Origin of the sequence: Chryseobacterium sp. sg2396 (assembly GCF_042610505.1) — a bacterium.
In the GTDB taxonomy this organism is placed as follows: Bacteria; Bacteroidota; Bacteroidia; order Flavobacteriales; family Weeksellaceae; genus Chryseobacterium.
Genome location: NZ_JBHGAQ010000008.1, coordinates 69,448 through 83,659, shown reverse-complemented (window position 1 = coordinate 83,659; position 14,212 = coordinate 69,448). Strand labels below are relative to the sequence as shown.

Sequence of the window (14,212 nt, the reverse complement as noted above, 5' to 3'; positions counted from 1 at the left end):
TCAATATGAAAATCAACCACCTTACTTCTGCGGAAGAAAACTTAATGAGGCTGTTCTGGAAGATGGAATCCTTTTACCTGAAGGACGTTATGGAACAGCATCCCGAGCCTAAACCGCACCAGAATACCGTTTCTACCTACCTGAAAATATTAGTTGAAAAAGGATATCTTGCCACCGAAAAAGAAGGAAGAATCTTCAAATACAACGTCGTTTTGCCTATGGAAGAATACCGGAAATTTCTTCTGAATGAGCTGGTGCATCATTTTTTCCATGATTCAGGAAAGGAAATTGTAAGTTTCCTGCTGCATGAACAATTCATATCCAAGGAAGACCTTCAGGAATTTAACCCGGTTGTCGAAATCAGGCCTTTGAAAGTCATTGAAGAGTTTGAATACGCAGATGAGATCCTGAATCCTAAAAAGGACAAAAAGAAAACAAAGGATAAAGACAACAAAAAGAAGAAAAAAAAGAAGGAGAAATAGAATAGCTTAATGTGAAGTCAAAAACAGACAGGAGGAATACAGCTGGATACCGGAAGTTTTCACCATTAAGATCTATTGGTCTCTACTTGTTATATTAAACTAAAAAATAAATGCCTGTCCGTAAAAGACAGGCATTATTCTTTGGTTGGAATCTCCGGAATCAATGATCCGGGAAGCCATTAAAAAAGCGGCTCTGAAGAGCCGCTCATATTTTTTACCAACGTTTTCCACCGCCGTTTCCGCCACGGTCACCGCCGCCGTAGCCACCGCTACCGCCGCTTCTGTTTCCGCCGCCGTAGCCACCGCCACCTCTGTTGTTACCTCCGTAACCACCACCACCGGTTCTTCCACCAGCGTTGTTACCGAAAGTTCTTCTTGGCTTTTCTTCTCTTGGCTTAGCTTCTGAAACATTAAGGGTTTTTCCGTTGAATTCCTTTTCATTAAGTGCTTCAATAGCTTGTTGTCCTTCAGCGTCCTCCATTTCGACAAATCCGAAACCTCTTGAACGTCCGGTTTCTTTATCTGTAATGATTTTTACAGAAGAAACCTCTCCAAATTCTGAAAATAGATCCTGCAACTCATAATCTTTAGTTGCGTAGTTGATGTTTGAAACAAAAATGTTCATCTTGATTAAAAAAATTAAATAAGTTAAAAATGATTTGGTTTATAAAAGAAAAACAACATAAAGAATGAACAAATATTGATTCCAGATATAATACAGGTGCAAGATACGATTATTAATTTCATAACAAAGCTTTTTTTGAAATTATTTTAATAAAATTTTCAATTAAAATATTATTTTGTTAAAAAGTATTAATTCATCGTCAAATATTTATGAATAATTATTAAAAATAGTGGTATCTTTAAATTTCAAATAAAAAAGTAAGCTTCAACCATTGCAGTTTTCATTGATATAAAAAGAAAATCCTGATATCTTGCACTTCCAGATGCCGTATATTCTATAGAATGATTAATTTTAAATTACGGATTAATTTATTAAGCCTGAAAAATCTTCTATGATTAAGGATAAAATCATGTTCTTCAAATCAGTACCTGATTTTTGATTAAGCAGATTTTTAACGCTAAATTTGCACCATAAATTTTAATTATGAACTATCATACCAGAAAATGGGTAAAACCGGAAGACCTTAACCCCAATCAATCCCTTTTCGGAGGCAGGCTGCTGCAATGGATCGATGAAGAGGCAGCTTTGTACGCCGTTATCCAACTTGAAAATAAAAAAGTCGTTACCAAATTCATTTCGGAGATCAATTTTGTAAGTTCTGCGAAACAGGGTGATATTATTGAGATCGGTATTGAAGTTTCCGCGTTCGGTTCCACTTCCCTCACCCTGTGTTGCGAGGTACGGAACAAAATGACCCATCAGACCATCATTACCGTAGACAGGATCGTAATGGTAAATCTGGACGAAGAAGGAAATCCTGCTCCTCATGGTAAGACAAAGGTTGAATTTGTAAAAGACCGGTTGAGCAATCAGAACCCATTATGAAAATATTCATCAAAAATATGGTTTGCGGCAGATGCACAGCTGCTGTACAGACCATTTTTAATGAAGCGGATATTTCCCTGAAATCCATTATGCTGGGAGAGGTGGAAACCGAGTTCGAAGTATCGGATGAAAGCCTTCGGATGATCGAGAAAAAGCTTTTACAAACAGGCTTTGAAAGAATTAAAGACCTATCGCGTCAGCAGACCGAAAAAATAAAGAATCTGATTATTACCGAAATCAGCGGACTTGATATTTCCGAAAACTTCCTGCTGTCCGAATTTTTAAGTTTGGCCTTGCATAAAGATTACAGTGCGTTGTCCAAAACATTTTCACAGAATGAAAATATTACCCTCGAACAGTTTTTTATCCTTCAGAAAATCGAAAAAGTAAAAGAACTGCTGCTGTACAACGAAGTCACCTTAACGGAGATTGCCGGAAAACTGGGCTACAAAAGCGTACAACATCTGTCTTCCCAATTCAGGAACATTACCGGTTTTACGCCCACTGAATTCAAAAAACTAAAAGTGCACAACCGGAAACCGCTGGATGGGGTTTAATGAGTTATGGTGTTTGAGGGTTGAAGAGTATGAGAGTATTAGTGTTTGAGGGTATAAAAAGTCTTAAGGATTTTCATAATACGCGAAATTTGTGAAGATTCTATTAAGCTGTAGAATTGTAAAAATTAAGGATTCTCAACCTTTATCCAACTCTGATATACTCTGCCTGTACAACCCTCCAACTCTCAGACTCAAAAAAACACCGAATTCTACACATATTATCCTTAAATTTATAACAGTCTTCCGGAAGTATCCCGGAAATTTGTACCATAAATAAGAAGGATCATGAAAAAGATATATACCATTACCGGAATGAGCTGCTCCGGCTGCCAGAAAAAGATTTCTGAAAAACTGAACAGTATGGAAGGCGTAGAAGCCGACATCAATCCGGAAACCCATACGGCAACCATTACCTCCGATCATGAGCAGGATCTCAATATTCTAAATAAAGCACTTGAAGAAGCAGGAAATTACAAGCTTGAAGACCCGGATCATCCCCAAAAGGAATTTATAAAACCCCAGGACCGTATTTCACCGTCTTCCGTGTATTACTGCCCGATGGAATGTGAAGGCGACAAGGTTTATTTCCAGCAGGGAAAAAAATGTCCGGTCTGCAATATGTACCTGGTTCCGATTGAGGAAAAACACGCTAAAGATCCGAATTTCAAACCGGCATATTCCAAAACACACCTTCCCGAAAATTTTAAGGATCATGTCGGAGACTATTATTGTCCGATGTTCTGTGAAGGAGATAAAGTGTATCAGGAAAAAGGCGATTGCCCGGTCTGCCACATGCATTTGGAAGAAATAACGGAAGAGCTGGTCAGCAGTTCCGGAATGCATACCCATCAGCATTCTCGCTATCACCACCAACCTCATCAGGAAACGCCAAAGGTAACCGATGAAATGGCAGGAAAGTACTATTGTCCGATGTACTGCGAAGGAGATAAAGTTTATGACAGCAATGTCGGATGCCCGGTCTGCGGCATGGACCTGGTAAAGTACCCGGAGAAGAGAGCGGCCCAATACACTTGCCCGATGCATCCGGAAATCATCCGGAACGAACCCGGCGACTGCCCCATCTGCGGGATGGATCTGGTAAGAATGCCGGATAAAGAAGAGGATGGACACGACGAAACCTACACCATCCTGAAAAGAAAGCTGATGATTTCACTGGCTTTTACCATTCCGGTGTTTATCCTTTCCATGGGCGGAATGATAATCGACTTCCCGTTTTCCCATCATATTCAGGGATTTATCGAACTGCTCCTTTCGCTGCCCGTGATCTTTTATTCCGGATGGTTCCTGATGAAGAGAGGCTTTGCTTCATTTAAAACCCGGAATTTAAACATGTTCAGCCTTATTGTACTGGGGGTCTCGGCAGCATTTATTTTCAGCATTGCAGCATTGCTGTTTCCGGATATAATCCCTCATGAAATCCGCGGACACAATCATGAAATTCCTCTATATTTTGAGGCGGTATGTGTGATTTTAACCCTGGTAATTTTAGGCCAGCTGATGGAAGCGGCCGCCCATAAAAAAACAGGCAATGCCATCCGTGAACTGATGAACCTCTCCCCTGACGAAGCCAACCTAATTGTTGAAGGACAGGAGAAAAAAGTGCTGCTTTCTCAGATTAAAAAAGGTGATCTCTTAAGGGTAAAACCCGGTGAAAAAATTCCGGTGGACGGAAAAATCGCGGAAGGAAATTCGGTGGTCGATGAAAGTATGATTACGGGCGAACCGGTTCCTGTTGAAAAAAAGGTTGATGATCAGGTAACATCCGGAACTATCAACGGAAACCAGACCTTCGTCATGAAAGCGGAAAAAGTAGGTGACGAAACCCTTCTGTCCCAGATCATCAAGATGGTGAATGAAGCCAGCCGCAGCAAAGCCCCGATCCAGAAGCTGACGGATAAAGTATCTAAAATTTTTGTTCCGACCGTAATTGGTATTGCTGTTCTTACCTTTGTTTTATGGCAGTTCTTCGGTCCGGAAGGCCAGCGAACTCTATTTGCATTCGTCAATGCCGTTGCCGTTCTGATTGTTGCCTGCCCATGCGCACTGGGTCTTGCCACACCGATGTCTCTGATGGTAGGAATCGGAAAAGGTGCCAAAAACGGGATTTTGATTAAAAATGCCGAAGCCCTTGAACACATGAATAAGGTAAATGTCCTGATTACTGATAAAACAGGAACATTGACGAAAGGAAAACCATCGGTTGAACATATTAAAGCCTTCAACAATAATCAGGATCAAATTATAAAACTGGCCTACTCCCTGAATCGGAATTCGGAACACCCTCTCTCAAATGCCGTTATTCAGAAAGCAAAAGACCAAAATATTTCCGCTGAGCAAGTACAGGATTTTGAGAATATTTCCGGAAAGGGCGTGAAAGGAAATTACAATGGAAAAATAATTTATCTTGGAAACGAAAGCCTGCTGACGTCGCACCGGATTCAGATCCCGGAAAGCCTGAAACAGGAAGCCATTGAAATACAGTCGAAGGCCCATACGATTTCTTATGTGGCACAGGATCAGGAAGTGCTCGGTTTTATCAGCTTTAACGATAAAATCAAGGAGAGTTCCAAAAGAGCGGTTCACCAGTTGATGGCCGAAGGTGTTGATGTCATTATGATGACGGGCGATAACGAACACACTGCCAAAGCCGTGGCCGACACATTGGGAATCAAACATTTCAAAGCCAACTGCCTGCCGGAAGATAAATTAAATGAAGTAAAAAAACTGCAGCAGCAAGGTAAAATAGTGGCGATGACAGGCGACGGAATCAATGATGCTCCTGCCCTGGCCCAGGCCAACATCGGAATTGCAATGGGAACCGGGACGGATGCCGCGATCGAGAGTGCTGAAATCACATTGCTGAAAGGAGATATCCTCGGCGTAGCCAAAGCGAAACTGCTGAGTGAGAAACTGCTGAAAAACATAAAGGAAAATCTGTTCTTTGCCTTTATCTACAATATGTTGGGCGTACCGGTTGCGGCAGGATTATTGTATCCTTTTTTCGGAATTCTATTGTCACCGATGATTGCCGCTGCAGCCATGAGCTTCAGTTCTTTATCGGTCATCTTAAATTCCTTAAGGCTGAATTCGGTTAATTTAAATATAAAATCGGTTGAATAAGCTTTTTAAGTTTTACTAATCCTAAGTTTTAACACATACGTCACATTAGATTTTAGATTTTCCTGTATGGTAGGATATTTCAGAACACAGAAGAAAAAAATCATAGATTTTTTTTGCCTTTATACAAATATTTTACTTGCTATTCGAGAGGGATTTTAACACGCAGGAATATTAATCATCATCTGTGAAAATCCGTGAAATTTTTGGGAGAATTTAAACGAGCTTAAACCATCAAACATTAAAATTATGGAAAAAGAAAATCTTTATATCGGCTGTTCGGGGTTTTATAATAATGACTGGAAGGGTTCTCTGTATCCTGAGGATGCCAAAAGCAAAGACTTTCTGATCCTATATTCCCAGGCATTCAATTGTGTGGAAATTAATTCTACGTTTTACCGGAAACCGACGGCAAAAACCTTACAGAAATGGGCAAATGAAACGCCGGAAGATTTCAGGTTCTTTATTAAAATTCCTAAAACGATTTCCCATGAAAAACGGTTGGAGAACTGCCGGGAGGAAATCTCTGAATTTTGCCAACACATTCAAATTCATTTAAAAGACAAGCTCTCAGGATTTCTCTATCAGTTTCCGCCATCATTTAAAAACATCCCTGAAAGTATCGATTTGATTCTGAACAATTTGGATTTCAGTCAGGTTAACGTCATTGAATTTCGTCATGAATCCTGGTGGCAGGATGAAATTTTTAACCTGTTGAAAGAAAAGCGTGTGAGTTTTTCCGGTGTCAGTTTTCCGGGAAATCTGCCGGAAGATGTCATTGTCAGTCATGCTGACATTCTGTACTACAGGCTTCATGGAAAACCTGTTCTTTACAAGTCGGAATACAGCGAAGAATTTATTAAAAATCTGGCTGAAAAAATCCGGAATTTCCAACATAAATCATTTATCTTTTTTAATAATACCTGGGGAACAGCCGCTATTAAAAATTCTATCTATTTAAAGGAACTGCTGGAAAAATAATATCCTGAAAATAAATTATTAAAATCATCTTAAAAAGTGTAATTTAAGAGCTAATCGGCATATTTTTTGTTAAGAAATATTTGGAAAAATTAACAATTTTTAACAACAAAAATTCCATTAAACTTTATGACAAAAACTTTTGCGGAAAAGTCTCTAAAAAAGACTTTTCTAGGGATGTTTGCATTGATGAGTGCAACTTCAATTTTATTCAACAGCTGTAATCAAAAAAAAGACAAAACAGAATCGTTAAAACCGATTCCCGAAGACCATCCCGTCGCAAAAATTGTCCCCAAACTTGATAATAAAAAAACTTCGACTGACAAAAGGGTCATCTATCTTACATTCGATGACGGACCCAACCGGGGAACGGAGAATCTCCTTAGAATTTTACATAAAAGAAACGTATGTGACACCGCATTTTTGGTTGGCAAGCACGTGTATGGAAGCAAGAAGCAACAGCAGGATCTGGAACTCCTGAGAAAAGATCAGCTTATCGAACTGGCCAATCACAGCTTTACGCATGCCCACAACCGGTATACCGATTTTTATAAGAATCCTGCAGCCGTAGTTCATGATTTTGACACTGCAAAAGACAGCTTACGCCTGTACGACCGGATCGCCAGGACTCCGGGAAGAAACATCTGGAGACTGAATAACATTACGGTAACCGATCTGAAAAGTTCAAAAGATGCTGCGGACCAACTGAAACAGGCCGGATATAAGGTAGTTGGCTGGGACCTGGAATGGAAACCAAACAACACAATGGCCTTGAAGGGAAAACATGAAGAGATGCTGAAAAAAGTTGACAGTATTTTCTTCAACGATCTTGAAAAAACATCAAGACATTTGGTTTTTCTGACCCATGATCAGTATTTAACGGATAGTGATTCCGTAAACGAACTGGATCTTTTTATTGAAAAGCTTCAGAAAAGTAACCGGTTTGTATTCAGGAAAATATCGGAGTATCCGAAGATCAATGAGGTGCTGAATTAAATGCTTTCAGCCGGGAAATTTAAACACTAAAACAAATAAAAATAGCTGTCCGAACATTTTCGGACAGCTGTTTTTTTGCTGGACAAAACCTATGAGGTTTGGATGACCTATCAATACATCAATGTAATTCCGGCTCCCCAGCCCATTTCGTTATCATAATTCCCGGATATCGAAACCCATTTTTGTACGATATAACGCAGCCCTGTTGAAAATTCCCCGTCTGAATTCACCAAGAAATTTCCTCTCAACCTCCGTGAAATAGGAATATCTTCCCTCTGGAATTCCAGCAGGACTTTCCCATTTTGATCAATGCTTGCATCAGCGGTAATCAGCATTGGCAATACATATTGCATTCCGACGATCACAGCACCTTTTGTTTTGGAAGCCTTCTGCTGCCCAAACCACGTTTTCCGGCCGTGATAATCCATGTCCATTGATTCCGCCATCTGCCGACCCATAATTTCATGGTTGTTTTGGATTCTAAAACCTGCATATGGCAGCGCCCACTGGAACTTTCCTAAAAATCTTCCCGCCTTAAAATTTCCGTCAAAATGACTGAAATCCCAGTTGGAATGAAACTCATTCAGGTTAACCCATCTCGGCCCGAACATCGTCATGGTTTCCGTATGGATTTTATTGGAATTTAGATCCAGCATGGCCATGGAGCTGATCATCCGGTTGTCTTTCATAAAGCTTTTCCAGGCCAGTTTTCTGTTCGGCAATTCCGGATTGGGCTTTGAATTTTCATAACTGAAAACCCTTCCCATTCCGGCCATCATGTGGTAAAGGATATGGCAGTGGAAGAACCAGTCGCCGTCCTGGTTGGCAGCAAATTCGATCGTATCGGTTTCCATCGGCATAATATCCACTACATTTTTCAACGGAGAATATTCCCCTTTGGCATTAATCAGCCTGAAATCATGGCCGTGAAGGTGCATCGGATGGCGCATCATCGAATTGTTATACATCGTAATCCTCAGGATCTCCCCCTTTCTTAACAGAATTTTGTCGGTCTCCGTCACCGTTTTATTATCGAGCGTCCATAGATAATGGTTCATATTTCCTTCCAGCCGGAATTTCAGCTCACGAACGTTTTCCGAAGGCAGGATGGTTTTTTCAGGAGACTTCAGCATATTGTAGGAAAGTCTTTTAATCGATTTCTCCTCAGACATATTCATTTCTGAGTGATTGGAATGGCCTCCATCAGCAGTTTCCTTTTCCTGAATGCCCATCATTTCGTTCATGTGCTTCATGGTCATCTTCCGCTGGTTTTCAGGAAGCTCGGGATACATCACCTCATTCATGTCCATCATCTGGTTGCTCATTGTCATGTTCATCGGCTTCATATTTCCGCTGATGCCCATCATACCGTTCATCATTTTCATCCCTTCAAAAAGCATCAGTCTCGGCAGATCGGGAGCAGCTACTTTTTCGCCTGAACCCAGCCAGAGCGAAGCATGTCCGATCCGGTCTTCCGAAGTAGCTCGGAATTCAAAACTCTTATTTTCGGGAATCGTGACTTCAATATCATAGGTTTCAGAAACCCCGACCATCAGGCGGTCTACTTCCACAGGAACAACTTCATTTCCGTCGTTGGCTATTACTTTTATTTTCCCTCCTCCAAAATTCAGCCAGAAATAAGTAGAAGAACCTCCGTTAGCTATTCTTAACCGCACTTTATCCCCTGCTTTCAGGTCATCATAGACTGAGCTGGGCTGACCATTGATAAGAAATTTGTCATAATAGACATCACTCACGTCCATGGCTTCCATCCTTTTCCATTCGTTCAGCAGCTTTGTTCCGAGATTTCCGGACTTAATAGCTTCCCCATAACTCTGTACCGCATTTTTTTTAATAGCGTACCAATCCGTATTGGCCATGTGAAGACGTCTGGCAATCTGTTTCGGGTTATCATTGGTCCATTCTCCAAGCAATACCGGAATTTCACGGGTATATTGTATCTGCGGATTTCCTTCTCTCTTACGGAAAACAAGGATTCCGTTCATCCCGATCTGTTCCTGAAGGCTTTCGTGGGAATGGTACCAGTAGGTTCCGTTCTGGGAAACTTTGAATCTGTAAAGGTGGGCCTCACCGGGTTTTACCGGTTTCGTCGTGAGATAAGGGACACCGTCGAATTCATTCGGTAAAATAACTCCGTGCCAGTGAAAGCCTGTATTTTCCTTCAGCATATTGTGAAGGTAAATTTCAGCGGTATCTCCCTCAGTAAAGTATAAAGTCGGTGCCTGAAGTTTTCCGTTTACCGCAATCGCTCTGCGGTCTTTCCCTGTAAAATTAACGATCGTATCTTTTACATATAAATCATATCGAACCGTTTTTCCGCCAAAGCTCACTTTTCCGTTTGCAGAATTCTTTTTTAAAATGTTATTTCGAGGCTCAGGCTGAAGTTCTTTATGATCTTCGTTTTCTACCAGATCCATTCCGCATTTGGGACATTTACCCGGCCTACCGGAAACAACTTCAGGATGCATCGGACAGGTATACTCTTTCCCATTTTGAAATTCAGACTTCTGTTTCTGACCTGATACCAGTACTCCTGAATTCTGAACGTTCTCTTTAGATTTAACCGTATTCTTAGGGAGATTTCCTTTTTTGTCCGGCTTTTTAGCCGTATTTCTTTTGACTTCCGTTGTTTTTATTTCCGTTTTACGAACCGTTTTGGTTTCTGGTTTTAACACTACTGTCTTTTTAACCAGCGCCATTCCGCATTTCGGGCAGTCTCCCGGCTTTGAAGAGACGATTTCGGGATGCATCGGACAGGTAAAATAGATTTTTGAAGTTTGTGAAAAACTGAAAACAGAGCATAAGAACAACAGAAACAGGATGAATTTTTTCATAGTATTCTGTAATGTATTTAACTGCAAAAGCAGCAATAGATCATTTTATCTCATCAGATTGAATAACAAATAATAAAGCATAAAAATAAATCTCAGCTTTTAGGATTCAGTTATTTCGATACTCTTATAAAATTTTGCGAATGCAGTTAAATGAGTTAAAAAATATTTGTAAAGCCTGAGTAAACACGGCCTAAAATTTAAATCTTTTGCTGTTTAAAAACATAAAAGGCTCAGTAACATCTTTTACCCTCAACAGCAAAAACCCCTTTAGCTCAGGCTTTACAACTTATTCATTTTAAATAAAATACATTCTTATTTAATAGTAGATTTCACATTCCCGCAGGTAAGCATAGATTTGCCATAATATGGATTGGCAATTTTCGATTCGTCGCTCAGCCAGCTTCCGTCTGCCATCGGGCAATACTGAACGTAAACCGGATTTTCGGAAAGTTTGAATTCTTTGGCCAAAGAAATCATGTTCTCGGAAAGATTCATAAAAGTTTCCCGTTGGATATTGATGCTTCTGGCTTCTGAAATGGCAGTGGCATCTTTCCTGAGGGCATCCAGGTTTCCTTCCGAAACTTTTTTATAATCGATAGCTGAAGCGGTTTTAATAAATTCGGTGGCTGCCTTTGAAGTTATATCGGCATTATCCGAAGCCAAAGCTGACTTTATAGCGATGTAATTTTGGTAAAGTTTGGAAACCTGTACATCTTTTTTGGACTGTGCTGAAATGGAAAGGATTGAAAATAAAGAGAATACTGCAGTGATGATATACTTTTTCATTGTTTAAATTTTAGGATTAATTTTTTTAATTAAATATTTTTAGACCGCATGATGCGACAAACCGTGTCGTATTTAATAATAACATTAAACGACTGACGGATTCTAAATCCTAAAATGACAATGGGTAATAAAAATGGGAACCGGCCGTATTTCAGGCGGTGCGTTGATTCGTATCTGAAAAAATTTGGTAGCGGAAAAGGATGGGTCTGCCACTACAAACTCGTGCCGTGAAACATCATGGATCTGTTTTAAAAAATCAACTTTGAGAAAATCCGACTTTTGAGAATCATCAACTTTTACAACTTTGATTTCGGTTTTACAGCAGTCTTTCTTTGTTTTTACACCGCATTTGCTGCATACATCTTCTGCATTACGGCTTACGGATACCAATTCATTCATACAATAATGAACGCTGAACACCGCTCCGGACGAAAATCCGAAGTAGAAAACAGAGAACAGTATGGCAAGAATCTTTTTCATAAAAACAAAGTTAAAGATTATCCATGGTATGTATGTTATAAGATTCCGTATTATTGTTATAAAATCCGGAAAAAAATAAACTCCCGGTCGTCGGGAGTCTATTTTGGTATTGTTAATTTGAAATAGATTTTGAAAAACTTTGTCAAAGTTGAAATCTCTTTTTATTTAATTCTGAATTCAAGCTTTACATTGAAGAAACGGCCTGTCAGACGAACCGGAACCGGATACATCAGGTTGGTGTTGGCATCGGTGATCCATTGGTTCGCTACCGTATTTCTGATATTAAAAGCGTTAAAAACCTGTACACCCAGGGTCAGCTCATCAAAATTTCCCCAGAATCCGTAAGCATTATTTTTTTCTTTCGGCTCTATAAATGCGTAAGAAAGCCCTAAATCCACCCTTTTGTAAGAAGGCAGCGTTTTCTGGTAGGAATAGCCTGCTAAATAATCGATCTTCCGGTTCTCATCCAGGACAATCGGCGATCCGGTAGGCAATCCCATTGCATAAACCAAGGTTAGGTTTACCCGCATTTTAGGGAATTTCGGCATATAATCCTGGTAGAACATAGCGAAACGGAGTCTTTGGTCGGTAGGTCTCGGGATATCTCCTCTTCCGTCGATATTTTCATACACCCTGGCATAACTGGCCGACAACCAGGAATCGACACCGGGAACAAATTCCCCGAACAGGCGTGTATCGATCCCATAAGCAGATCCGGATGCATTGTTTTTGCCTGAGTAGCGGATCCTTACGTTATCCATAAAGTATGGAATCAGGTCGTCCATTTTTTTATAATACAATTCCGTAGTCAGCTTGAAAGGCCTGTCGTACATCTGGAATTCGTAATCGTTTGCCAAAATTGCCTGAATGGAACGCTGGGATTTGATATTCGGGTTGAAATTTCCGTCAAGGTCTTTAATTTCCTTGTAAAACGGAGCCTGGTAATAGATTCCTCCCGAAAGCCTGAAGAGCATATCGGTATCCCAATCCGGCTTAATAGCAAACTGAGCTCTCGGAGAGAAAATGGTTTCGTTATTGAAGCTCCAGTGTGCTACCCTAGCGCCCGCATTTAAGAAAACTTTATTGCTTCCCCAGAAAAATTTCTGTGAGTATTGTGCATATGCAGACATTCTTGTCGGCTCTATATTATTTTTGCCTGAAATGCTGTAATACAGCTGCAGATCCGGTGGGTTTCGGGGATCCAAAAGTGCAGAAATAGGCGTGCTGTATCCTGCGGAATCTACCAGCTTCCACTCATTGGTAAGGTCTTTTAGGTTTTCTTTTTCATATTTGAACCCTACTTCGATATCCGTATTCACATTGGGTGAAAAGCGGGCTCTGGCCTGTGTTCCGTAGGTTTTTACAAACAGGTCGTTTCGGGCATGTTCGATCTGGCCACCCGTGTCATAAGAAGTCACCGGTGCTCCCGTAACCGGATCGAAGGTCTGCAAAACGTAAGCCGACGCAATAGAATAATATTCTCTTTCCCGGTTCTGATAGGCAAATGCATCCAAGGTAAACCTCCATTTATCCGAAGGCTTGAAATTCAGGGAGAATGTTCCCATCATATTCTTGTACTTATCGTCTTCACGGCCGCCATAATTCACGGTCAGGTTAATTGGCTGCTGTAAGGAGCCGAAATCGATGCTTCTCGCTTTCGGAATCATTTCGTAGTCGTTCTTGGAATAATACCCGATGAATGACATGGTAAGTTTCGGGTTGAAATGATAATTAAGATACGTCTGGAAATCCATGTATTTCGGATTGAAATCGGTATCTTCATTCAAAGTATTCAGAACAAGATTGGTATTGCGGTACCTTCCTGAAAACAAGGCGGTAAATTTCCGGTTTCCTTCACCGTCTTTCCCTGCCGCAAAGCCGGTGGTCAGCCTTCCGCCGATTAAGCTTCCTTCCCCTGCAACTTCAAACTTTTCCGGTTCGCGGTAATAGATGTTCAGTGCCGAAGACATTTTATCGCCGTATCTCGGTTCAAAACCTCCTGCTGAGAAGTTTACGGTAGAGACCATATCCGGATTGATGATACTGAGTCCTTCCTGCTGGGAATTCCGGATCAGGAAAGGCCTGTAGATTTCTATATCGTTGATGTATATCAGGTTTTCATCATAGTTTCCTCCACGAACCATATATTGTGAGGACAGCTCCGTATTGGAGTTTACGGAAGGTAAGGTTTTCAGAATTCCTTCGATCCCTCCGGAGATACTGGCCACATTCCTTGCATCTTTCGCCGAAATTTTTACAGCGGTCATATCGTTGGTGCTTCCCGTCACTTTTTTCTGGAAAACAACTTCTTCGATGCTCGCGGTTTTCATCGTATCCTTCTTTTTACGTACTTGGGAGAATACTAATGCAGGAACCAGAAGGCTCAGTGGTAAAACTAGTTTTTTCAAAAGAAATGCTTTAAAATTTCAA

General features: G+C 40.6%; 11 protein-coding genes. 6 read left to right on the top strand and 5 right to left on the bottom strand.

Annotated features, from left to right (window positions below; genetic code table 11):
- Positions 1-5: 5 nt before the first annotated feature.
- Positions 6-482, top strand: a complete 477-nt coding sequence (locus tag ACED20_RS10230) for a BlaI/MecI/CopY family transcriptional regulator (protein WP_294199148.1) — start codon at positions 6-8, stop codon at positions 480-482.
- Between the two features lie 214 nt (positions 483-696).
- Here ACED20_RS10230 and ACED20_RS10225 read toward each other — a convergent pair whose 3' ends face one another.
- The gene (locus tag ACED20_RS10225; protein ID WP_294199147.1) at positions 697-1,107 is read right to left on the bottom strand and encodes an RNA-binding protein; all 411 of its coding nucleotides are present in this window, start codon (positions 1,105-1,107) and stop codon (positions 697-699) included.
- A 483-nt stretch (positions 1,108-1,590) separates the two neighbouring features.
- Here ACED20_RS10225 and ACED20_RS10220 point away from each other — a divergent pair, with 483 nt between their 5' ends.
- The 5 genes from ACED20_RS10220 to ACED20_RS10200 all read left to right on the top strand — a co-directional run bounded on the left by ACED20_RS10220 (position 1,591) and on the right by ACED20_RS10200 (position 7,661).
- A complete protein-coding gene (locus ACED20_RS10220) occupies positions 1,591-1,992 on the top strand; it encodes an acyl-CoA thioesterase (RefSeq protein WP_294199146.1) in 402 nt (133 codons plus the stop codon).
- Positions 1,989-2,549: an AraC family transcriptional regulator gene (locus tag ACED20_RS10215; protein WP_294199145.1), complete on the top strand. Its 561-nt coding sequence runs from the start codon at positions 1,989-1,991 to the stop codon at positions 2,547-2,549. Before ACED20_RS10220 ends, ACED20_RS10215 begins: the two co-directional genes overlap by 4 nt.
- A gap of 285 nt (positions 2,550-2,834) precedes the next feature.
- A complete protein-coding gene (locus ACED20_RS10210; protein WP_378104420.1) occupies positions 2,835-5,690 on the top strand; it encodes a heavy metal translocating P-type ATPase in 2,856 nt (951 codons plus the stop codon).
- A 246-nt stretch (positions 5,691-5,936) separates the two neighbouring features.
- On the top strand, positions 5,937-6,668 hold the full coding sequence (locus tag ACED20_RS10205; RefSeq protein ID WP_378104418.1) for a DUF72 domain-containing protein: 732 nt from the start codon (positions 5,937-5,939) through the stop codon (positions 6,666-6,668).
- Between the two features lie 126 nt (positions 6,669-6,794).
- A complete protein-coding gene (locus tag ACED20_RS10200; RefSeq protein WP_378104416.1) occupies positions 6,795-7,661 on the top strand; it encodes a polysaccharide deacetylase family protein in 867 nt (288 codons plus the stop codon).
- A gap of 110 nt (positions 7,662-7,771) precedes the next feature.
- Here ACED20_RS10200 and ACED20_RS10195 read toward each other — a convergent pair whose 3' ends face one another.
- The 4 genes from ACED20_RS10195 to ACED20_RS10180 all read right to left on the bottom strand — a co-directional run bounded on the left by ACED20_RS10195 (position 7,772) and on the right by ACED20_RS10180 (position 14,190).
- Positions 7,772-10,516 (bottom strand): multicopper oxidase domain-containing protein, encoded by a 2,745-nt coding sequence (locus tag ACED20_RS10195; RefSeq protein ID WP_378104414.1) that lies wholly within the window; start codon positions 10,514-10,516, stop codon positions 7,772-7,774.
- 312 nt (positions 10,517-10,828) lie between these two features.
- Positions 10,829-11,302 (bottom strand): DUF3347 domain-containing protein, encoded by a 474-nt coding sequence (locus tag ACED20_RS10190; protein WP_378104412.1) that lies wholly within the window; start codon positions 11,300-11,302, stop codon positions 10,829-10,831.
- A 102-nt stretch (positions 11,303-11,404) separates the two neighbouring features.
- The gene (locus ACED20_RS10185; protein ID WP_294291730.1) at positions 11,405-11,782 is read right to left on the bottom strand and encodes a hypothetical protein; all 378 of its coding nucleotides are present in this window, start codon (positions 11,780-11,782) and stop codon (positions 11,405-11,407) included.
- 161 nt (positions 11,783-11,943) lie between these two features.
- A complete protein-coding gene (locus tag ACED20_RS10180) occupies positions 11,944-14,190 on the bottom strand; it encodes a TonB-dependent siderophore receptor (RefSeq protein WP_294221313.1) in 2,247 nt (748 codons plus the stop codon).
- Positions 14,191-14,212: the final 22 nt, after the last annotated feature.